The organism is Phytoactinopolyspora limicola (assembly GCF_011320225.1).
Taxonomy (GTDB): domain Bacteria; phylum Actinomycetota; class Actinomycetes; order Jiangellales; family Jiangellaceae; genus Phytoactinopolyspora; species Phytoactinopolyspora limicola.
The window spans coordinates 1-22,268 of record NZ_JAAOEN010000017.1; the positions used below are offsets into that span (position 1 = coordinate 1).

The 22,268-nt window shown below is 62.9% G+C and carries 12 protein-coding genes and 6 rRNA genes; 16 read left to right on the forward strand and 2 right to left on the reverse strand.

Annotation, left to right across the window (positions count from 1 at the left end; translation table 11 throughout):
- Window positions 1–243 precede the first annotated feature (243 nt).
- From G8760_RS24790 to G8760_RS24805, 4 genes are all read left to right on the forward strand, one after another.
- Window positions 244–1,766, forward strand: a 16S ribosomal RNA gene (locus G8760_RS24790).
- Between the two features lie 263 nt (window positions 1,767–2,029).
- Window positions 2,030–5,153 (forward strand): 23S ribosomal RNA (locus tag G8760_RS24795).
- Window positions 5,154–5,240: 87 nt separating this feature from the next.
- A 5S ribosomal RNA gene (gene rrf / locus G8760_RS24800) occupies window positions 5,241–5,357 on the forward strand.
- The 16S, 23S and 5S rRNA genes sit together here, the layout of an rRNA operon.
- Window positions 5,358–5,535: 178 nt before the next feature.
- Entirely contained in the window at window positions 5,536–7,197 is a 1,662-nt protein-coding gene (locus G8760_RS24805; protein ID WP_166355537.1) for a DUF885 domain-containing protein, read from the forward strand.
- 30 nt (window positions 7,198–7,227) lie between these two features.
- Here G8760_RS24805 and G8760_RS24810 read toward each other — a convergent pair whose 3' ends face one another.
- Window positions 7,228–7,863, reverse strand: a complete 636-nt coding sequence (locus G8760_RS24810; RefSeq protein WP_166355538.1) for a DNA-3-methyladenine glycosylase — start codon at window positions 7,861–7,863, stop codon at window positions 7,228–7,230.
- A gap of 213 nt (window positions 7,864–8,076) precedes the next feature.
- Between G8760_RS24810 and tyrS the strand changes: the two genes are divergently transcribed.
- The 6 genes from tyrS (at window position 8,077) to G8760_RS30010 (ending at window position 16,392) form a co-directional block, all read left to right on the forward strand.
- Window positions 8,077–9,354, forward strand: a complete 1,278-nt coding sequence (gene tyrS / locus G8760_RS24815; protein ID WP_166355539.1) for a tyrosine--tRNA ligase — start codon at window positions 8,077–8,079, stop codon at window positions 9,352–9,354.
- Window positions 9,355–9,970: 616 nt separating this feature from the next.
- Window positions 9,971–11,493: ribosomal RNA gene (locus G8760_RS24820) — 16S ribosomal RNA — on the forward strand.
- A gap of 263 nt (window positions 11,494–11,756) precedes the next feature.
- A 23S ribosomal RNA gene (locus G8760_RS24825) occupies window positions 11,757–14,880 on the forward strand.
- An 87-nt stretch (window positions 14,881–14,967) separates the two neighbouring features.
- Window positions 14,968–15,084, forward strand: a 5S ribosomal RNA gene (gene rrf / locus G8760_RS24830).
- A gap of 148 nt (window positions 15,085–15,232) precedes the next feature.
- A complete protein-coding gene (locus tag G8760_RS30005) occupies window positions 15,233–15,586 on the forward strand; it encodes a hypothetical protein (RefSeq protein WP_207782698.1) in 354 nt (117 codons plus the stop codon).
- Between the two features lie 80 nt (window positions 15,587–15,666).
- Window positions 15,667–16,392, forward strand: coding sequence for a hypothetical protein (locus tag G8760_RS30010; RefSeq protein ID WP_207782699.1), 726 nt, complete (start codon window positions 15,667–15,669; stop codon window positions 16,390–16,392).
- Between the two features lie 315 nt (window positions 16,393–16,707).
- On the opposite strand, the gene G8760_RS24840 is transcribed toward G8760_RS30010, so the two are convergent.
- The gene (locus G8760_RS24840) at window positions 16,708–17,148 is read right to left on the reverse strand and encodes a winged helix-turn-helix transcriptional regulator (protein ID WP_166355540.1); all 441 of its coding nucleotides are present in this window, start codon (window positions 17,146–17,148) and stop codon (window positions 16,708–16,710) included.
- 115 nt (window positions 17,149–17,263) lie between these two features.
- Here G8760_RS24840 and G8760_RS24845 point away from each other — a divergent pair, with 115 nt between their 5' ends.
- From G8760_RS24845 to G8760_RS24870, 6 genes are all read left to right on the forward strand, one after another.
- Window positions 17,264–18,172, forward strand: coding sequence for an NADP-dependent oxidoreductase (locus tag G8760_RS24845; RefSeq protein ID WP_166355541.1), 909 nt, complete (start codon window positions 17,264–17,266; stop codon window positions 18,170–18,172).
- A 154-nt stretch (window positions 18,173–18,326) separates the two neighbouring features.
- Complete coding sequence (locus G8760_RS24850) at window positions 18,327–18,803, forward strand: single-stranded DNA-binding protein (RefSeq protein WP_166355542.1); 477 nt, start codon at window positions 18,327–18,329, stop codon at window positions 18,801–18,803.
- A 301-nt stretch (window positions 18,804–19,104) separates the two neighbouring features.
- On the forward strand, window positions 19,105–20,181 hold the full coding sequence (locus G8760_RS24855) for an HAD-IIA family hydrolase (RefSeq protein WP_211199011.1): 1,077 nt from the start codon (window positions 19,105–19,107) through the stop codon (window positions 20,179–20,181).
- Window positions 20,182–20,263: 82 nt separating this feature from the next.
- The gene (locus tag G8760_RS24860) at window positions 20,264–20,524 is read left to right on the forward strand and encodes a hypothetical protein (RefSeq protein ID WP_166355536.1); all 261 of its coding nucleotides are present in this window, start codon (window positions 20,264–20,266) and stop codon (window positions 20,522–20,524) included.
- A gap of 4 nt (window positions 20,525–20,528) precedes the next feature.
- A complete protein-coding gene (locus G8760_RS24865) occupies window positions 20,529–21,335 on the forward strand; it encodes a TlyA family RNA methyltransferase (protein WP_166355543.1) in 807 nt (268 codons plus the stop codon).
- Complete coding sequence (locus G8760_RS24870) at window positions 21,332–22,258, forward strand: NAD kinase (RefSeq protein WP_166355544.1); 927 nt, start codon at window positions 21,332–21,334, stop codon at window positions 22,256–22,258. The genes G8760_RS24865 and G8760_RS24870 overlap by 4 nt, the downstream gene beginning before the upstream one ends.
- Window positions 22,259–22,268: the final 10 nt, after the last annotated feature.

The following is a 22,268-nucleotide window of genomic DNA, read 5'->3' on the forward strand; positions in this document are numbered from 1 at the left end:
GATTGCGTCCGATTCTTGAGAACTCAACAGCGTGCCATAATAATTGTCGATGCCAATTTAACCCCCGTTCCGCGGTGGTTGTGTCGTGTGTATGCGCGGCATGGTTGATCGTGGTTTCGGGATTCCTTTGGTGATACAGCAGGTCTTTGGATCTGTTTGTTTTGCTAGGGTTTTTTCTTTCTCTAAGTGTCGACGTGCTCTGGTTTCTTGCTTTTGGTGAGGGGCTGGGGTTGTCATATGACCTTAATGGAGAGTTTGATCCTGGCTCAGGACGAACGCTGGCGGCGTGCTTTACACATGCAAGTCGAGCGGAAAGGCCCCTTCGGGGGTACTCGAGCGGCGAACGGGTGAGTAACACGTGGGTAACCTGCCCTTAGCACTGGGATAAGCCTGGGAAACTGGGTCTAATACCGGATATGACGCGTGACCGCATGGTCTGCGCGTGGAAAGGGTTTCTGGCTAAGGATGGACCCGCGGCCTATCAGCTTGTTGGTGGGGTAATGGCCTACCAAGGCGACGACGGGTAGCCGGCCTGAGAGGGCGACCGGCCACACTGGGACTGAGACACGGCCCAGACTCCTACGGGAGGCAGCAGTGGGGAATATTGCACAATGGGCGAAAGCCTGATGCAGCAACGCCGCGTGAGGGATGACGGCCTTCGGGTTGTAAACCTCTTTCGGCGCCGACGAAGCTTTCGGGTGACTGTAGGCGCAGAAGAAGCACCGGCCAACTACGTGCCAGCAGCCGCGGTAATACGTAGGGTGCGAGCGTTGTCCGGAATTATTGGGCGTAAAGGGCTCGTAGGCGGCCTGTTGCGTCCGCCGTGAAAGCCCGGGGCTCAACCCCGGGTCTGCGGTGGATACGGGCAGGCTAGAGTCCGGCAGGGGAGACTGGAATTCCTGGTGTAGCGGTGAAATGCGCAGATATCAGGAGGAACACCAGTGGCGAAGGCGGGTCTCTGGGCCGGAACTGACGCTGAGGAGCGAAAGCGTGGGGAGCGAACAGGATTAGATACCCTGGTAGTCCACGCCGTAAACGTTGGGCGCTAGGTGTGGGTCCTCTTCCATGGGATCCGTGCCGTAGCTAACGCATTAAGCGCCCCGCCTGGGGAGTACGGCCGCAAGGCTAAAACTCAAAGGAATTGACGGGGGCCCGCACAAGCGGCGGAGCATGCGGATTAATTCGATGCAACGCGAAGAACCTTACCTGGGTTTGACATACACGGTGTACCGGCAGAGATGTCGGGTCCTTTTGGGCCGTGTACAGGTGGTGCATGGCTGTCGTCAGCTCGTGTCGTGAGATGTTGGGTTAAGTCCCGCAACGAGCGCAACCCTCGTCCTATGTTGCCAGCGGGTAATGCCGGGGACTCATAGGAGACTGCCGGGGTCAACTCGGAGGAAGGTGGGGATGACGTCAAGTCATCATGCCCCTTATGTCCAGGGCTTCACGCATGCTACAATGGCCGATACAGAGGGCTGCGATACCGCAAGGTGGAGCGAATCCCAAAAAGTCGGTCTCAGTTCGGATCGGGGTCTGCAACTCGACCCCGTGAAGTTGGAGTCGCTAGTAATCGCAGATCAGCAACGCTGCGGTGAATACGTTCTCGGGCCTTGTACACACCGCCCGTCACGTCATGAAAGTCGGTAACACCCGAAGCCGGTGGCCTAACCCCTTGTGGGAGGGAGCCGTCGAAGGTGGGACTGGCGATTAGGACGAAGTCGTAACAAGGTAGCCGTACCGGAAGGTGCGGCTGGATCACCTCCTTTCTAAGGAGCATTCTCGCCGGACTCTTTGAGTTCGGTGCAGAGCCATGTCGTAGGCGAATGTCCTGCGGTGGTTGCTCATGGATGGAACGTCGATAATTAGGCACGCTGTTGGGTCCTGAGGGATCGGCCGTTGGCTGGTCGCTTCATGGGTCCCAGCTCTCCTCGTATCTGCTGCTGTGTGTGGTGTTTGACGGGGGTGGGGGTTGGGTTTACCGCCCGTAGCTTGAGAACTGCACAGTGGACGCGAGCATCTTCATCTTTGTGGTCAAGTTATTAAGGGCACACGGTGGATGCCTTGGCATCAGGAGCCGATGAAGGACGTGGGAGCCTGCGATATGCCCCGGGGAGCTGGCAACCGAGCTACGATCCGGGGATGTCCGAATGGGGAAACCCGGCGGCAGTCATGTGCCGTCACCTCCACCTGAACACATAGGGTGGTTGGAGGGAACGTGGGGAAGTGAAACATCTCAGTACCCACAGGAAGAGAAAACAACAGTGATTCCGTGAGTAGTGGCGAGCGAAAGCGGAAGAGGCCAAACCGTATACGTGTGATACCCGGCAGGGGTTGCGTATGCGGGGTTGTGGGATTGTGCATATCAGTTCTGCCGAGCTGGTCAGGAGTAAGAAATCATCGTTGAAGTCGAAGGGTCTTGAACGGCCCGGCGTAGAGGGTGCAACCCCCGTAGACGTCAGACGATGACTCCGGAGCATGAAACCCAAGTAGCACGGGGCCCGAGAAATCCCGTGTGAATCTGGCGGGACCACCCGCTAAGCCTAAATACTCCCTGATGACCGATAGCGGAACAGTACCGTGAGGGAATGGTGAAAAGTACCCCGGGAGGGGAGTGAAATAGTACCTGAAACCGTGTGCCTACAAGCCGTCGGAGCATTTCCTTGTGGGATGTGACGGCGTGCCTTTTGAAGAATGAGCCTGCGAGTTAGCGGTATGTGGCGAGGTTAACCCGTTGAGGGGAAGCCGTAGCGAAAGCGAGTCCGAACAGGGCGTTTGAGTCGCATGCCCTAGACCCGAAGCGGAGTGATCTACCCATGGGCAGGGTGAAGCGCGGGTAAGACCGCGTGGAGGCCCGAACCGACCTACGTTGAAAAGTGGGCGGATGACCTGTGGGTAGGGGTGAAAGGCCAATCAAACTCCGTGATAGCTGGTTCTCCCCGAAATGCATTTAGGTGCAGCGTCACGTGTTTCTTGCCGGAGGTAGAGCACTGGATGGCCAATGGGCCCTACAAGGTTACTGACGTCAGCCAAACTCCGAATGCCGGTAAGTGAGAACGTGGCAGTGAGACTATGGGGGATAAGCTTCATAGTCGAGAGGGAAACAGCCCAGACCACCAGCTAAGGCCCCTAAGCGTGTGCTAAGTGGGAAAGGATGTGAAGTCGCACAGACAACCAGGAGGTTGGCTTAGAAGCAGCCATCCTTTAAAGAGTGCGTAATAGCCCACTGGTCAAGTGATTTTGCGCCGACAATGTAGCGGGGCTCAAGTACACCGCCGAAGCTGTGGCAATCATGCGTATGCTCGGCCCGTCTCCTTGTGGGATGGGTCCAGGTGCATGGTTGGGTAGGGGAGCGTCGTGTGGCGATTGAAGCAGCGGGGTGACCCAGTTGTGGACGCCACACGAGTGAGAATGCAGGCATGAGTAGCGAAAGACGGGTGAGAAACCCGTCCGCCGAATGACCAAGGGTTCCAGGGCCAGGCTAATCCGCCCTGGGTAAGTCGGGACCTAAGGCGAGGCCGACAGGCGTAGTCGATGGACAACGGGTTGATATTCCCGTACCGGTTTTGACGCGACCATGTTGACCCCGGCGATGCTAACCGCCCGATCTTGCGGTGTGTCCTTCGGGACGTACTGCGAGTGAGCGCGGGACCCAGACCGGTAGTAGACAAGTCATGGGGTGACGCAGGAAGGTAGCCCAACCCGGGCGATGGTAGTCCCGGGGTAACAGCGCAGGGCCGTGGTAGGCAAATCCGCCACAGTAGTGCCCGAGGCTGGACGCCGAGCCGATTGTGGCGAAGTGGGTGATCCTAAGCTGTCGAGAAAAGCCTCTAGACGAGTGTCAAGTCCGCCCGTACCCCAAACCGACACAGGTGGTCAGGTAGAGAATACCAAGGCGATCGAGTGAACCGTGGTTAAGGAACTCGGCAAAATGCCCCCGTAACTTTGGGAGAAGGGGGGCCGGAGACGTGTACACCTTCTCGGTGGAAGCGTCAAAGGCCGCAGAGACCAGGGGAAAGCGACTGTTTATTAAAAACACAGGTCCGTGCGAAGTCGCAAGACGATGTATACGGACTGACGCCTGCCCGGTGCTGGAACGTTAAGGGGACGGGTTAGCCATCTTTGGTGGCGAAGCTCAGAACTTAAGCGCCAGTAAACGGCGGTGGTAACTATAACCATCCTAAGGTAGCGAAATTCCTTGTCGGGTAAGTTCCGACCTGCACGAATGGCGTAACGACTTTCCCACTGTCTCAACCACGGACTCGGCGAAATTGCACTACGAGTAAAGATGCTCGTTACCCGCAGCAGGACGGAAAGACCCCGGGACCTTTACTACAGCTTGGTATTGGTGTTCGGTTCGGCTTGTGTAGGATAGGTGGGAGACTTTGAAGCAGCCACGCCAGTGGTTGTGGAGTCAACGTTGAAATACCACTCTGGTCGTATTGGACATCTAACCTCGGTCCGTGATCCGGATCAGGGACATTGCCTGGTGGGTAGTTTAACTGGGGCGGTTGCCTCCCAAAAGGTAACGGAGGCGCTCAAAGGTTCCCTCAGCCTGGTTGGCAATCAGGTGGCGAGTGCAAGTGCACAAGGGAGCTTGACTGTGAGACAGACATGTCGAACAGGTACGAAAGTAGGAACTAGTGACCCGGCAGTGGCTTGTGGAAGCGCTGTCGATCAACGGATAAAAGGTACCCCGGGGATAACAGGCTGATCCTGCCCAAGAGTCCATATCGACGGCATGGTTTGGCACCTCGATGTCGGCTCGTCGCATCCTGGGGCCGTAGTCGGTCCCAAGGGTTGGGCTGTTCGCCCATTAAAGCGGTACGCGAGCTGGGTTTAGAACGTCGTGAGACAGTTCGGTCCCTATCCGCTGCGGGCGCAGGAAACTTGAGAAGGGCTGTCCCTAGTACGAGAGGACCGGGACGGACGAACCTCTGGTGTGCCAGTTGTTCCGCCAGGAGCACGGCTGGTTAGCTACGTTCGGAAGGGATAACCGCTGAAAGCATCTAAGCGGGAAGCCTGCTTCAAGATAAGGTCTCCCACCGGGTCAACCGGGTAAGGCCCCCAGCTAGACGACTGGGTTGATAGGCCGGACGTGGAAGCGCAGCAATGCGTGAAGCTGACCGGTACTAATAGGCCGAGGACTTGACACACACACAATCTTTGCTGTGAAGACACACGCGTCCACTGTGCGGTTCCCGAGATACGGTCGGGAACACCCGAACACATCTCCATAGAGTTCCGGCGGTCATAGCGAAGGGGAAACGCCCGGTCCCATTCCGAACCCGGAAGCTAAGCCCTTCAGCGCCGATGGTACTGCCCTGGAGACGGGGTGGGAGAGTAGGACACCGCCGGACATACACCACACAGGGCCGGCCCCCAACACACCGGGGGCCGGCCCTGTACCATTTCCACCCCACAACACCACAACGGGCTCCCGGGGCCAGGAGCATTAGTGAGGCATGCTTTCGGTAGTGTCGGCACGGCTGGTGGGGCGTCTACAGCGCCCACGTCGCCGACAGCGGAGAAGGCCGTATGACCATTACCAAGCTCGCTGATGAGCTCATTCACGTTCTGTTGGACGCACATCCCATCACGGCATCGTTACTGGGGATCCGCGACCGCGAGGATCTTCTGACTGACTATTCCGAAGCAGGCGAGTCCGCGGTGGCAGGCCGGCTCGAGACGATCAGGGCTCGGGCGGAGGCGGCGGATCCGGCACAGCTGACGGCCGACGATCGAATTGCTCGGGCCGTGATCCTCCAGCAGGCCGATGCCGAGTTGGCTGCCATCGCTGCCCGCGGTGTCGAGTACACCGTGGCGGACTCGTTCTTCTCCGCTGCCGTCGGGACGCTGTCGAGACTGTCCATGATCGGCATCGCCGAGCAGAGCCACGCTGAGGGATACCTGGACCGGCTGTCGGGTCTGCCAGCCCTGCTCAGCACGCTCACCGAACGGCACCGGGCGGGTATTGCGGCGGGACGGACACCGGTCCGACGGCTAGCGGGCCTCGCCGTTGAGCATTTCTCCCGCTATCTCGGGGCGCCCGAGGCCGACCCACTGCGCCGTCCTGGACTAGACAGCGGCATTGACACCGCGGCGTTCGTGGCTCGGCGTGACCGGCTCCTGAACGAGGTGGTCTATCCGGGGGTGGCGCGATACCGCGATACGGTCGCCGCTGAGATATGTCCGAGCGGCCGGGCTGACGACCAAGCCGGTTTGTGTTGGTTGCCCGACGGGGAGGTGTACTACGCCCGACTCGTGCGTAGCCACACCACCACCGGCCGGAGCCCGCAGGAACTTCATTCCACTGGGCTGGAGGTCCTGGCCCGTCTTGCGGAGGAGTACGCGGCCATCGGTGCCCGCGTGTTCGGCACCAGTGACGTCGGTGAGATTCTCAGCCGGCTGCGTACCGATCCGGCGATGCGCTGGCGTGACGGTGACGAGTTGCTCTCCGCGGCGCGCGCGGCGGTGGAGCGTGCGGAGCAGGTGGCGCCCCACTGGTTTGGCCGGCTTCCGAGCCAGGGGTGTGTTGTCGAAGCGGTGCCGGCTACCGATGGGCCCGGCGCGCCGGTGGCCTACTATATGCAGCCGGCGATGGACGGGAGCCGACCAGGCGTCTACTTCGCCAACACCTACGACGCGCAGAAGCGCGATCGATATAGCGCCGAGGCGATCGCCTTCCATGAGGCGGTGCCGGGCCATCATTTCCAACTCACTATCGCCCAGGAGCTGACTGAGCTACCACTGTTGCGGCGCCTAGCCTCGATCACCGCGTTCAACGAAGGCTGGGGACTCTACGCCGAGCGGCTGGCCGACGAGATGGAGCTGTACTCCGACGACGTCGCCAAACTCGGCATGCTCAGCGAAGACTCGCTGCGAGCCTGTCGACTGGTAGTCGACACTGGTCTACATGCCAAGGGGTGGAGCCGGCAACAAGCCGTTGACTTCATGCTCGCGCACACCGCCACCCCCGAGGTGGAGATCGTCTCTGAGGTCGACCGGTACATCTCGTCCCCCGGCCAGGCGTTGGCCTACATGGTGGGTCGGCTGGAGATCCAGCGCATCCGAGCGTCGGCCGAAGCGGCGCTTGGCAACCGGTTCGACGTCAGGGCTTTCCACGACGTGGTCCTCGGCAATGGGCAGCTGCCTATGGGTGCGCTCGACGAGGTGGTCCGGACGTGGGCAGCGCGATAGGCGCGGTCAAATGTCCTGTCGCGGGGCTCGTCATGTCCGCGCGGCGCGGTAAGCCGAGACCGTCGGGTCGCCGTCGATCCAGAATCGCCACGGAAAGCGGGCTCCATCTCCGCCGGCGCCGCTGACTCCGACCCGGGGACCAGCACCGACGGTGCTGGTCGGAACCGGTGTGGTCGGGAGGACGAGGGTTACCGGGCCCCCGGCGAGTAGGTCGAGTCCATCGTGTCGGTGATCGAGGCCGAGCGCGACGGTCAGCCGACCCGGGCCCCGAGCGAGATCGCGGTCGGAGCGCACCACACCACGGGTGGTCCGTCGCTGGTGGGCAAGCTGGCTCCCTTCGATGACCAATCCGGCCCGAATGAGAACCGCCGCGGCTTGGCCCGTCGGTTGGCACACGATATTGGCGCAGTGGTGTAGGCCGAGGTGGAGATAGCAATACAGGTGTCCGGCGTCGCCGAACATCGACGCGTTGCGTGCCGTGCGGCCGCGGTAGGCGTGTGATCCTGGATCATCGGATGACTCATAGGCTTCTACCTCGGTCACCAGGATGGCCACGGTGCCGTCGTCGGAATCATGCCTGAGTATGCCTCCGAGCAGCCCTGATGCCGCCTTCAGCGCTGGTTGCCGGAGGAAGGACCGAGAACGGTCGGTAGGGGCGCTGTACACGAGACGAGTCTAAGAGTGTCCTCTCGACGTCAGTTGGGTCCGCGACACGGGTGCGCGGACCTGGAGCCTGATATCCGATCCGAGGTCAACTGTGCGGTTACGACATCGATGCGGGATCATTGGGTGGTACACGGGATGGTGGCTGCCGGACACAGCGTGCCTGACGGGGCCGTACATCCCACTCGACGCATGCCCTGAAGGAGACTGGAGACTGTGACCGAGATCGTGGACGAGCTGCACTGGCGCGGGCTGATCGCGCTGTCGACCGACGAGCAGGAGCTTCGCTCCGCTATGGCGGCTGGTCCGGTCACCTACTACGTGGGCTTCGACCCTACTGCGCCCAGCCTTCACCACGGGCATCTGGTGCAGCTCCTCACCGCTCGCCGACTCCAGCAGGCCGGGCACAGGCCCTTGGCGCTGGTCGGCGGTTCCACTGGACTCATCGGCGACCCCAATCCGGATCGTGAGCGGACGCTGAATGATCCCGACGTCGTTGCCGGGTGGGTCGACAAGATTAAGCGTCAAGTCGAGCCCTTCTTCGACTTCAGTGGCTCCAACGCGGCCCGAGTGGTGAACAACCTCGACTGGACGGCGCCGATGTCCGCCATCGAGTTCCTGCGCGATATCGGGCAACATTTCCGGGTCAACAAGATGCTCGCCAAAGAGGCCGTGGCCGCTCGGCTGAACTCCGACATCGGCATCGGCTACTCGGAGTTCAGCTACCAGATCCTCCAGGCGCTCGATTACCTCGAGCTACATCGGCGATACGGCTGCACGTTGCAGACTGGCGGCAGCGACCAATGGGGCAACCTCACCGCCGGCGTCGACCTGATCCGGCGGATCGAGGGAGCCTCCGTGCACGCCCTGGCGACTCCGTTGTTGTCCAAAGCCGATGGCACCAAATACGGCAAAACGGCCGGAGGTGCGATCTGGCTCGATCCGGAGATGATGTCTCCCTACGGGTTCTACCAGTTCTGGCTCAACCTCGACGACGCTGACGTGTCTAGTCATCTGCGCATCATGAGCTCGCTCTCGCGGGACGAGATCGAGGACTTGGAGAAGCAGACCGCCGAACGACCGGCGGCGCGGGCCGGCCAGCGAGCCTTGGCCGAAGAGCTGACCAGCCTCGTACATGGGACCGAGGAGACCCAGCGAGTGGTGGCGGCGTCGCAGGCCCTGTTCGGCCGCGGTGCGCTCGAAGAACTAGACGAGCGCACCCTGTCAGCAGCGCTCGCCGAAGCAGGGGCGCCGCGAGTGGAGGCCGGCGACGAACTACCAACCTACGTCGACCTTCTGCTCCAGGCGGGCCTGGCCGAGACCCGCTCAGCGGCCCGACGCGCTGTCTCCGATGGTGGCGCCTACGTCAACAACGAGCGCCTGGATCCAGCAACCTTGCCGGAGGCCAGGCCGAGCCGGAGTGATCTCCTGCATGGACGATGGCTGGTCTTGCGTCGAGGCAAGCGCACCGTGGGGGGCGTCGAGCTTGCCTGACCAGCACCGATGGCCCACGTGTTGGGCATCACGTGGAAGCAGCTTGACGCGGTGTCGTGGAAAGTCGTAAGTTTCTCTTCGGCCCGCGGGGCGCGGGACACCTGAGATGGTGGCCGGCCCGTGGATGCCAATCCCGCCTGACAACCTCCTACGGTTCGCATGTGCGTACCCGGTGGCTGTCACGCGGGGTCTGCAACTCGGGGTCCCGTTGGTGAGATGGAACCGCGTGTTGTAAGCTAGTGGAGTTGCTCTGGCGAGGATTGATCTTGCTGCGGCGATTCGGACCTAGATCCGAATTTGACGCGGATAGCTGGGGAAACGTAAGCTAGAGCAAGTGGATCGCACCGAGCGAGTCCCTAGCGGGACGGACTCAGATTGCGTCCGATTCTTGAGAACTCAACAGCGTGCCATAATAATTGTCGATGCCAATTTAACCCCCGTTCCGCGGTGGTTGTGTCGTGTGTATGCGCGGCATGGTTGATCGTGGTTTCGGGATTCCTTTGGTGATACAGCAGGTCTTTGGATCTGTTTGTTTTGCTAGGGTTTTTTCTTTCTCTAAGTGTCGACGTGCTCTGGTTTCTTGCTTTTGGTGAGGGGCTGGGGTTGTCATATGACCTTAATGGAGAGTTTGATCCTGGCTCAGGACGAACGCTGGCGGCGTGCTTTACACATGCAAGTCGAGCGGAAAGGCCCCTTCGGGGGTACTCGAGCGGCGAACGGGTGAGTAACACGTGGGTAACCTGCCCTTAGCACTGGGATAAGCCTGGGAAACTGGGTCTAATACCGGATATGACGCGTGACCGCATGGTCTGCGCGTGGAAAGGGTTTCTGGCTAAGGATGGACCCGCGGCCTATCAGCTTGTTGGTGGGGTAATGGCCTACCAAGGCGACGACGGGTAGCCGGCCTGAGAGGGCGACCGGCCACACTGGGACTGAGACACGGCCCAGACTCCTACGGGAGGCAGCAGTGGGGAATATTGCACAATGGGCGAAAGCCTGATGCAGCAACGCCGCGTGAGGGATGACGGCCTTCGGGTTGTAAACCTCTTTCGGCGCCGACGAAGCTTTCGGGTGACTGTAGGCGCAGAAGAAGCACCGGCCAACTACGTGCCAGCAGCCGCGGTAATACGTAGGGTGCGAGCGTTGTCCGGAATTATTGGGCGTAAAGGGCTCGTAGGCGGCCTGTTGCGTCCGCCGTGAAAGCCCGGGGCTCAACCCCGGGTCTGCGGTGGATACGGGCAGGCTAGAGTCCGGCAGGGGAGACTGGAATTCCTGGTGTAGCGGTGAAATGCGCAGATATCAGGAGGAACACCAGTGGCGAAGGCGGGTCTCTGGGCCGGAACTGACGCTGAGGAGCGAAAGCGTGGGGAGCGAACAGGATTAGATACCCTGGTAGTCCACGCCGTAAACGTTGGGCGCTAGGTGTGGGTCCTCTTCCATGGGATCCGTGCCGTAGCTAACGCATTAAGCGCCCCGCCTGGGGAGTACGGCCGCAAGGCTAAAACTCAAAGGAATTGACGGGGGCCCGCACAAGCGGCGGAGCATGCGGATTAATTCGATGCAACGCGAAGAACCTTACCTGGGTTTGACATACACGGTGTACCGGCAGAGATGTCGGGTCCTTTTGGGCCGTGTACAGGTGGTGCATGGCTGTCGTCAGCTCGTGTCGTGAGATGTTGGGTTAAGTCCCGCAACGAGCGCAACCCTCGTCCTATGTTGCCAGCGGGTAATGCCGGGGACTCATAGGAGACTGCCGGGGTCAACTCGGAGGAAGGTGGGGATGACGTCAAGTCATCATGCCCCTTATGTCCAGGGCTTCACGCATGCTACAATGGCCGATACAGAGGGCTGCGATACCGCAAGGTGGAGCGAATCCCAAAAAGTCGGTCTCAGTTCGGATCGGGGTCTGCAACTCGACCCCGTGAAGTTGGAGTCGCTAGTAATCGCAGATCAGCAACGCTGCGGTGAATACGTTCTCGGGCCTTGTACACACCGCCCGTCACGTCATGAAAGTCGGTAACACCCGAAGCCGGTGGCCTAACCCCTTGTGGGAGGGAGCCGTCGAAGGTGGGACTGGCGATTAGGACGAAGTCGTAACAAGGTAGCCGTACCGGAAGGTGCGGCTGGATCACCTCCTTTCTAAGGAGCATTCTCGCCGGACTCTTTGAGTTCGGTGCAGAGCCATGTCGTAGGCGAATGTCCTGCGGTGGTTGCTCATGGATGGAACGTCGATAATTAGGCACGCTGTTGGGTCCTGAGGGATCGGCCGTTGGCTGGTCGCTTCATGGGTCCCAGCTCTCCTCGTATCTGCTGCTGTGTGTGGTGTTTGACGGGGGTGGGGGTTGGGTTTACCGCCCGTAGCTTGAGAACTGCACAGTGGACGCGAGCATCTTCATCTTTGTGGTCAAGTTATTAAGGGCACACGGTGGATGCCTTGGCATCAGGAGCCGATGAAGGACGTGGGAGCCTGCGATATGCCCCGGGGAGCTGGCAACCGAGCTACGATCCGGGGATGTCCGAATGGGGAAACCCGGCGGCAGTCATGTGCCGTCACCTCCACCTGAACACATAGGGTGGTTGGAGGGAACGTGGGGAAGTGAAACATCTCAGTACCCACAGGAAGAGAAAACAACAGTGATTCCGTGAGTAGTGGCGAGCGAAAGCGGAAGAGGCCAAACCGTATACGTGTGATACCCGGCAGGGGTTGCGTATGCGGGGTTGTGGGATTGTGCATATCAGTTCTGCCGAGCTGGTCAGGAGTAAGAAATCATCGTTGAAGTCGAAGGGTCTTGAACGGCCCGGCGTAGAGGGTGCAACCCCCGTAGACGTCAGACGATGACTCCGGAGCATGAAACCCAAGTAGCACGGGGCCCGAGAAATCCCGTGTGAATCTGGCGGGACCACCCGCTAAGCCTAAATACTCCCTGATGACCGATAGCGGAACAGTACCGTGAGGGAATGGTGAAAAGTACCCCGGGAGGGGAGTGAAATAGTACCTGAAACCGTGTGCCTACAAGCCGTCGGAGCATTTCCTTGTGGGATGTGACGGCGTGCCTTTTGAAGAATGAGCCTGCGAGTTAGCGGTATGTGGCGAGGTTAACCCGTTGAGGGGAAGCCGTAGCGAAAGCGAGTCCGAACAGGGCGTTTGAGTCGCATGCCCTAGACCCGAAGCGGAGTGATCTACCCATGGGCAGGGTGAAGCGCGGGTAAGACCGCGTGGAGGCCCGAACCGACCTACGTTGAAAAGTGGGCGGATGACCTGTGGGTAGGGGTGAAAGGCCAATCAAACTCCGTGATAGCTGGTTCTCCCCGAAATGCATTTAGGTGCAGCGTCACGTGTTTCTTGCCGGAGGTAGAGCACTGGATGGCCAATGGGCCCTACAAGGTTACTGACGTCAGCCAAACTCCGAATGCCGGTAAGTGAGAACGTGGCAGTGAGACTATGGGGGATAAGCTTCATAGTCGAGAGGGAAACAGCCCAGACCACCAGCTAAGGCCCCTAAGCGTGTGCTAAGTGGGAAAGGATGTGAAGTCGCACAGACAACCAGGAGGTTGGCTTAGAAGCAGCCATCCTTTAAAGAGTGCGTAATAGCCCACTGGTCAAGTGATTTTGCGCCGACAATGTAGCGGGGCTCAAGTACACCGCCGAAGCTGTGGCAATCATGCGTATGCTCGGCCCGTCTCCTTGTGGGATGGGTCCAGGTGCATGGTTGGGTAGGGGAGCGTCGTGTGGCGATTGAAGCAGCGGGGTGACCCAGTTGTGGACGCCACACGAGTGAGAATGCAGGCATGAGTAGCGAAAGACGGGTGAGAAACCCGTCCGCCGAATGACCAAGGGTTCCAGGGCCAGGCTAATCCGCCCTGGGTAAGTCGGGACCTAAGGCGAGGCCGACAGGCGTAGTCGATGGACAACGGGTTGATATTCCCGTACCGGTTTTGACGCGACCATGTTGACCCCGGCGATGCTAACCGCCCGATCTTGCGGTGTGTCCTTCGGGACGTACTGCGAGTGAGCGCGGGACCCAGACCGGTAGTAGACAAGTCATGGGGTGACGCAGGAAGGTAGCCCAACCCGGGCGATGGTAGTCCCGGGGTAACAGCGCAGGGCCGTGGTAGGCAAATCCGCCACAGTAGTGCCCGAGGCTGGACGCCGAGCCGATTGTGGCGAAGTGGGTGATCCTAAGCTGTCGAGAAAAGCCTCTAGACGAGTGTCAAGTCCGCCCGTACCCCAAACCGACACAGGTGGTCAGGTAGAGAATACCAAGGCGATCGAGTGAACCGTGGTTAAGGAACTCGGCAAAATGCCCCCGTAACTTTGGGAGAAGGGGGGCCGGAGACGTGTACACCTTCTCGGTGGAAGCGTCAAAGGCCGCAGAGACCAGGGGAAAGCGACTGTTTATTAAAAACACAGGTCCGTGCGAAGTCGCAAGACGATGTATACGGACTGACGCCTGCCCGGTGCTGGAACGTTAAGGGGACGGGTTAGCCATCTTTGGTGGCGAAGCTCAGAACTTAAGCGCCAGTAAACGGCGGTGGTAACTATAACCATCCTAAGGTAGCGAAATTCCTTGTCGGGTAAGTTCCGACCTGCACGAATGGCGTAACGACTTTCCCACTGTCTCAACCACGGACTCGGCGAAATTGCACTACGAGTAAAGATGCTCGTTACCCGCAGCAGGACGGAAAGACCCCGGGACCTTTACTACAGCTTGGTATTGGTGTTCGGTTCGGCTTGTGTAGGATAGGTGGGAGACTTTGAAGCAGCCACGCCAGTGGTTGTGGAGTCAACGTTGAAATACCACTCTGGTCGTATTGGACATCTAACCTCGGTCCGTGATCCGGATCAGGGACATTGCCTGGTGGGTAGTTTAACTGGGGCGGTTGCCTCCCAAAAGGTAACGGAGGCGCTCAAAGGTTCCCTCAGCCTGGTTGGCAATCAGGTGGCGAGTGCAAGTGCACAAGGGAGCTTGACTGTGAGACAGACATGTCGAACAGGTACGAAAGTAGGAACTAGTGACCCGGCAGTGGCTTGTGGAAGCGCTGTCGATCAACGGATAAAAGGTACCCCGGGGATAACAGGCTGATCCTGCCCAAGAGTCCATATCGACGGCATGGTTTGGCACCTCGATGTCGGCTCGTCGCATCCTGGGGCCGTAGTCGGTCCCAAGGGTTGGGCTGTTCGCCCATTAAAGCGGTACGCGAGCTGGGTTTAGAACGTCGTGAGACAGTTCGGTCCCTATCCGCTGCGGGCGCAGGAAACTTGAGAAGGGCTGTCCCTAGTACGAGAGGACCGGGACGGACGAACCTCTGGTGTGCCAGTTGTTCCGCCAGGAGCACGGCTGGTTAGCTACGTTCGGAAGGGATAACCGCTGAAAGCATCTAAGCGGGAAGCCTGCTTCAAGATAAGGTCTCCCACCGGGTCAACCGGGTAAGGCCCCCAGCTAGACGACTGGGTTGATAGGCCGGACGTGGAAGCGCAGCAATGCGTGAAGCTGACCGGTACTAATAGGCCGAGGACTTGACACACACACAATCTTTGCTGTGAAGACACACGCGTCCACTGTGCGGTTCCCGAGATACGGTCGGGAACACCCGAACACATCTCCATAGAGTTCCGGCGGTCATAGCGAAGGGGAAACGCCCGGTCCCATTCCGAACCCGGAAGCTAAGCCCTTCAGCGCCGATGGTACTGCCCTGGAGACGGGGTGGGAGAGTAGGACACCGCCGGACATACACCACACAGGGCCGGCCCCCAACACACCGGGGGCCGGCCCTGTACCATTTCCACCCCACAACACCACAACGGCACAACCCCGGTACCGGCCGGAAACCCCCGAGCCCACAAGGAGTTACCGCACCATGGCAGAACGGCGCGACGGTGGACGATCTGACGACCCAGGTCGGGGACGACGCGGCTCTGGCCGGCCAGGACGGCCCGAGACGGGCAAAGGACCGGGAGGCCGCGGTGGCGGGCAGCGTTCGGGGCCCCCTGGGCAAGGTTCGGGTGGGGGCGGGCAACGCCGTTCTGGCCCAGGCGAGTCGGGAGGCGGACGGTCCGCGGATGGCCAGGGCCGCCCCGGAGGCCGCGGCGACGCGCGGGGGAGCGACGATCGACGCTCTGGACGCGGCGGACGCGATGAGGGCCGGCCCGAACGTGGTGGCCGCGGTGGTGCCGCTGCTGGTGGCCGGGACAGCGGTGGCTCCGGTCGGCCTCGTCGTGGCGACTCCGTAGACCGCGGGCGCCCGGACGTGCGAGGCCGAGGCCCTGGAGGCACTGACCGCGATCGGCCGGACACAGTCGATCCCGAACGGGTGCCTGATCCGCCGATCGATGACGACGTCACGCCGGATGAACTAGACAACGAGGTACTGGCGGAGCTGGAGAGCTTGAGCTCCGGCACCGCGCGCGTGGTGGCGCGCCATCTGGTCATGGCTGGCCGGCTACTGGACGACGACGTCGAGGCGGCCTATGAACATGCGATGGCCGCTCGTCGCAGAGCCACCAGGCTCGGTGTGGTGCGGGAGGCCGCGGGTATCGCTGCTTACCGCAGCGGCCGGTACGCCGAGGCATTGGCCGAGTTGCGGACGGTGCGGCGGATGACGGGGTCGGCCGAGTATCTTCCGATGATGGCCGATTGTGAGCGTGGCCTGGGGCGCCCGGAGCGGGCGCTCGACCTGGCCGGCGATCCGGCGATCACGGGTTTGGGTATAGCGGCGCGTATGGAAATGCTGATCGTGGCGGCCGGTGCCCGTCGCGATCTCGGACAAGACGCCGCGGCGGCCGCGCTGCTGCAGGTGCCGGAGCTGCGTTCGGCGGCGAACGAAGGATGGGTCGCACGGCTGCGGTACGCGTATGCCGATGCTCTGGAGGCGGCGGGCCGCGAGAAGGAGGCGCGCCGCTGGTTCATCAGGGCGGCCGAAGCGGATGTGGACGAGGAGACCGACGCGGCGGAACGGGCGGCAGCCTCAGACGGCAGCGAAGTGGCGACAGCATCGGATGGAAGCGAAGTAGAGCCGGAAGCGGGCCCCGACGCCTAGTGTCCGTGCGGCGTCTGCGTGAGCATCGTCTGGCTGCCACCGGCCGCGTGATCGTCGCCGCATTTCCGCCCCTCACCCCGGTGATCGTCGCCGCTTTCGGGTCGCTATAGCGGCCCCCAAACGGCCCCCCTCAACCCCCGGCGCGGCCCAAAAACCGCCCAGGCCTGGGGGGGGCGCCCCCTCCCCCCCCCCCCCGCGGCGACGATCACCGCGAGGCAGGGCACAAACCCGGCAATGATCACCGGGAGTATGGAAGCGAAGTAGAGCCGGAAGCGGGCCCGGACGCCTAGACCGTGGCGTCCGGCGGGTGACGAGTTAGGTCGCTCCGCCGGTGGTGTCGTACTTCTCGCGGTTGGTGAGTATGTCGTCCATATTCGTCTCCGCCCACACTTTGAGTCCGCGCATCAGTCCATGAAGTGACAGCCCAAGGTTGGTCAGCTCATAGGTGACCGTGACGGGTACGGTCGGCGTCACCGTACGCGTGAGCAGACCGTCGCGCTCAAGGGACCGCAGTGTCTGCGTGAGCATCTTCTGGCTGACACCCGCCAGCTGGCGCGACAACTCCGAGTAGCGCATCGATCGGGGCTCCCCGGCACCGTCGGGGTGCGGGCAGTCGCTGCCGAGCGCCGCCAGCACCAGCGCCACCCACTTGTCCGAGATTCGATCGAGGAGTTGCCGGCTGGGACAGTTCGCCAGGAATGCGTCGTACTCCGCCTTCGCCTGTGCTCGCTTCTGAGCTGCTGTCATCGTCGGCATCCGTCGCTCCTTCTTACTCTGCGGTGAGATACGCACTCCGAAGTGCCTACTTCCCGTCGGAGAGTTACCCATCCATTGTGGTGGAACAGGGTAAATATCTCCAGAGGAGGCCAACATGTCCGCCACTTTCCGTACAGCGGTGGTCCGCCACCCCGGCGGCCCACAGTCCATCGAGATGATCGATGTACCCGTCGTCGAGCCGGGACCAGGACAGGTCCGGGTCGAGATCTCCGCGGCAACGGTCAACCCGGTCGACCTTGCGGTGGCCGACGGTGTGTTCCACCAGCTTGGGCTGATCGATCAACCCCATTACACCGGCCTTGGTTGGGACTTCGCCGGAACCGTCGTCGCGGCCGCGCCGGACGTCGATCTCGCCATCGGTGGCCGCGTGGCGGGACTGGTCAGCGGGTTCAACCGCGATTTCGGCACGTACGCCGAACAGATCGTCGTCCCGGCGAGCGATGTTGCTCTAGTACCCGATGGCCTCGAGTTGGCCACAGCCGCCACGGTCGCACTCAACGGTCTGACCGCCGCCCAGTTGGTCGACCTGCTTGGTGCCGGCAACGGCCGAACCCTGCTGGTCACCGGTGCGGCAGGTGCCGTGGGTGCATCGACGGTGGCGTTAGCCCGGGAGCATGGTTGGCGGGTCACTGGATTGGCCAGGGCAGAAGACGAGGGGTTCGTGCGTAGCCTCGGCGCCGACTTCAGTGTGGCTCCCGCACCCGGCTGGGACGCGGTCGCCGATTGCGCCATGCTCCAGGAGGGCGGCATAGCGCTGGTCCGGGCCGGCGGTCTGTTCGTTGGAGTACGGCCCGGCGCGGCACCGCCGGGAGAGCGCTCCATCACGGTCCGGGTGGTCGAGGTACAGCCTGACGTCGCCCGGCTCGCTGAGCTTCTCGACGCCACGGCGAGTGGCCGGTTGCCGGCGCGGGTGCATGCCGTTGTCCCGCTCGATCAGGTCGCCGTGGTCCACCGTGCCGTTGCCAAGGGAGGTGTCCGCGGGAAGTACGTTCTGCGTCCATGATCTGGGCGGTGTGTCTGCTCCGTCCGAACTCCCCGGTCAGTTGTCCACAGGTGAATCCGGCGTCCGTCGCGTTGTCCACAGATGGCATGGAGGGACTGGCGACGTGGGGACGAGGTGGCGACGATGGAGCAAGGACATCGAAAGGAGTAGATCCATGGCAGCACTGCCTGACCAGGAAGTTCATCACAACGAGGTTCGGCTGGTCGGCCGGGTCGCCGCTGATCCGAAGGCCACGGTCTTACCCAGTGGTGATGAGCTGGTCAGCGTGCGTCTGGTGATAGAGCGGCCGCCGGCGGCACGCACCGGTCGCCGGCGGATGGTCGATACGGTGACCTGCGTGGCGTGGACCGCATTCGCCCGGCAGCGGCTGCTGATGGTCGAGCCGGACGACATCGTCGAGATCACCGGCGCCCTCCGACGGCGGTTCTGGCGATCGCCCCAAGGGCCACGAAACCGGTACGAGGTAGAGGTCGGCACGGCAGCTGTGGTCGTTGGAGACGCTGACGGGTATGGCCAGACTGGGGACGAGGCCGATCAATCTCGCTCCCCGTCAGCTCCCGCTCTGGGGGTGAGCCGCCCCGAGGATGAGACGGTGGCGGACGTGGTCGTTCTACCCTCGCGTCAAAACTGACGCCGGACCGTCGGCGGCGGGTCGGCGGCTCTAGACGACCATGCCCTGACCTCACTCGAGGTCGCGCACAGGCCCTAAGCTTGCCGTTTGGCCCGCCTCACTCCCGGTGATCGTTGCCGGGTTTGTGCCCTGCCTCGCGGTGATCGAAACCCAGATCTGGCCGCTATAGCGACACGAAACCGGCGACGATCACCCCAGGCGAGGGCGGAAATGCGGCGACGATCACGGGGTGAGGGGCGGAAATGCGGCGACGATCACGGGGCGTGGCTGGAATGTGAACGAGCTGAGGGAGGATGGATCCGTGGACCACGGTGATCTCGATCAGGTGCTGGCGCTTACCTACGACGTCGCGTTGCTGGACTTGGACGGCGTGGTCTACATCGGACCGGACGCTGTCGATCACGCACCAGCGGCGTTGAAATCGGCCCGGGCCGAGGGTATGCGGTTGGCGTTCGTGACCAACAACGCCTCGCGTCCACCCGAGGAGGTCGCCGCTCATCTCACCGAACTCGGCGTAGAGGCACTACCCGCGGAGGTGATTACCTCGGCGCAGGCGGCGGCGCGGCTGCTGGCCGAGCGGGTGCCCGCCGGTTCCGCCGTGCTGGTGGTCGGCGGGGAGGGGCTGACGGCGGCGCTCGAGGAAAGGGGCCTGGTGCCGGTGCGCTCCCTGGCCGAGCGGCCGGTGGCCGTCGTGCAGGGATTCGCGCCGGATGTTGACTGGCGAGCCTTGGCGGAGGGGTCGTACGCGGTAGCCAGCGGGCTGCCATGGGTGGCCAGCAACGTGGACCGGACGGTGCCGACGCCGCGGGGGCTCGCCCCTGGCAACGGCGCCTTCGTGGACGCGGTTCGGGCGGCTACGGGACGAGACCCCGTCGTGGCGGGGAAGCCGGAACCACCCATGCACCGGGAGGCTATGGTGCGCAGCGGCGCCATCCGGCCGTTGGTGGTCGGCGACCGCCTGGACACCGACATCGAAGGTGCGGTCCGGGCGGGCGTGGACAGCTTGTTGGTCCTCACTGGTGTCACCTCCCCGGCACAGCTGGTGCTGGCACCGGCTCACGTCCGCCCCACGTATATAGGTGTAGACCTACGTGCACTTCAGGCTCCAGCGAGCTCTCTCGCCGTTGCTGCGGGGCAGGTCGAGTATGGCCAGTGCCGGGCCGAGGTCACCGGCGGCCGGCTGTTCGTCCATCATCGGGACGACGCCCCGCGGGCATCGGCGCAACGGCCGGCCGGCTCGCATCCCGCTGCGCTGGATGTGCTCCGGGCGGCCTGTGGTGCGACGTGGGCGACGGAGAACGTGGATCCGCGGTCGGTGGTAGCCGCGCTGGAGCCGTGGTGGCCGGCACCGGGCGGCACACCTGGTGAGGGTTCGTAGGATGGCCGGTGTGGACCGCGACGGCGGCGCGTCGAGCCCACGAGGGAGCGCGCGGGCCGGTGGGCGTACTAGCGTGGCCTTCATGCAGGAAGAGCCCACCGGGCCGGTCGGCTCGGCCCCACGGCCCCACACAGACACACCGGGCGAGTCCACCGGCGACGCCGCGGTCGACGAAGCGCTACGCACATTACGCGGCCTCGAAGCGAAGCCGGTGCATGAACATGCCGCCGTGGTGGAGCAGGTTCATCGGGCGTTGCAAGACCGGCTCGCCGACGAACCTGACGACGACACACCCGCCGCAGCGGCCGACGGTGTAGCACCCGACACCGCCGGGTGGGGGTGAGCCGGTGGCGCAGCGTCGCCGGCTGGACGCCGAACTCGTCCGTCGTAACCTCGCCAGATCTCGGGAACACGCAGCCACCCTGGTCGCCGACGGGCGGGTGCGGGTGGCGGGTATGGTCGCGACGAAGCCGGCGACGTCCGTCGACCCTGCGGTCGCGCTCGTCGTCGTCGAACCGCCGATCGGTGAAGAGTACGTGTCCCGAGGTGGTCACAAGCTCGCTGGGGCGCTGGATGCCTTCGCCGCCGACGGACTGACGGTGGCCGCTCGGCGCTGCCTCGACGCGGGTGCGTCGACCGGCGGGTTCACCGACGTACTACTGCGCCGCGGGGCGGCCGCCGTGGTGGCCGTTGATGTCGGCTACGGTCAGCTGGCTTGGTCGTTGCGCTCCGACGAACGCGTCGATGTCCATGACCGGACCAACGTACGAGACCTGACGCCGCAGATCGTGGGTGAGCCGGTCGACGTCGTCGTCGCCGACCTTTCCTTCATCTCGCTGCGCCTCGTCGTGGCGCCGCTGCGGGCGGTGGCCGGGCCCGGCGCCGATTTCGTGCTCATGGTGAAACCTCAGTTCGAGGTCGGCAAGGACCGGGTTGGCAAGGGCGGTGTGGTTCGCGACCCGGCGTTGCGGGCTGAGGCCGTGTGTTCCGTGGCCGACACGGCGGCTGAGCAGGGCCTCGGGGTTGCTGGTGTGGCCGCGAGTCCGTTGCCCGGCCCCTCGGGCAATGTCGAGTATTTCCTGTGGTTGCGCGCCGACGCCGGCCCAGTGGACCGTTCCGCCGTCGATCGCGCCGTCGAGGAGGGGCCAACATGAGCTCCAGCACGCAGCCGGACAGTGATGAGCGGTGTGTGCTCCTGGTGGCGCATACGGGGCGGAAAGAAGCCAGGCAGGTCGCCGTGGAGGCGGTCGAGTTGTTCACCCATTACGGCATCGCCGTGCGAGCGCTGGCCGACGAACACGCTGAGCTGGTGGGTTCGTCGGTGGCCAGCGTGCGGCCGGTCAGCGCCGGTCCGCGGGCCGCCGACGGGTGCGAGCTGGTGGTGGTGCTGGGGGGCGACGGCACCATCCTGCGCGGTGCCGAGTTGGCCCGGGCCACGGGAACGCCGATTCTCGGCGTCAATCTCGGGCACATCGGTTTTCTGGCCGAAGCGGAGCGGGACGCCCTCAGCTACACCGTGGATCACGTGGTCAGCCGCGACTACCTGGTCGAGGAGCGGATGACGGTCGACGTCACGGTGCGGCACGACGGCAACGTGCTGGCGACGGGCTGGGCGCTCAACGAGGTCAGCGTCGAGAAGGCGAGCCGGGAGCGCATGCTCGACCTAGTGGCCGAGATCGACGGCCGGGCGCTGTCCCGGTGGGGGTGTGATGGTGTGGTGATGGCCACCCCCACGGGCTCCACGGCGTATGCGTTCAGCGCGGGTGGGCCCGTGGTGTGGCCGGAGATGGAGGCGCTGCTCATGGTGCCCATCAGCGCCCATGCGTTGTTCGCTCGGCCGCTCGTGGTGGCTCCGTCGTCGGAGCTGGCGGTGACCATCCAGCCGCGGACGGCGGGTGCGGTGTTGTGGTGTGATGGACGCCGGGCCGTCGACCTTCCACCGGGGGCCCGCGTGGAGGTGCACCGTGGCCACCGGCCGGTGCGGCTGGCCAGGCTGCACGAGGCGCCGTTCACCGATCGGCTGGTCGCGAAGTTCGCCCTGCCGGTCGAAGGCTGGCGCGGACGTGCCTCGCCATGAAAGAACATGG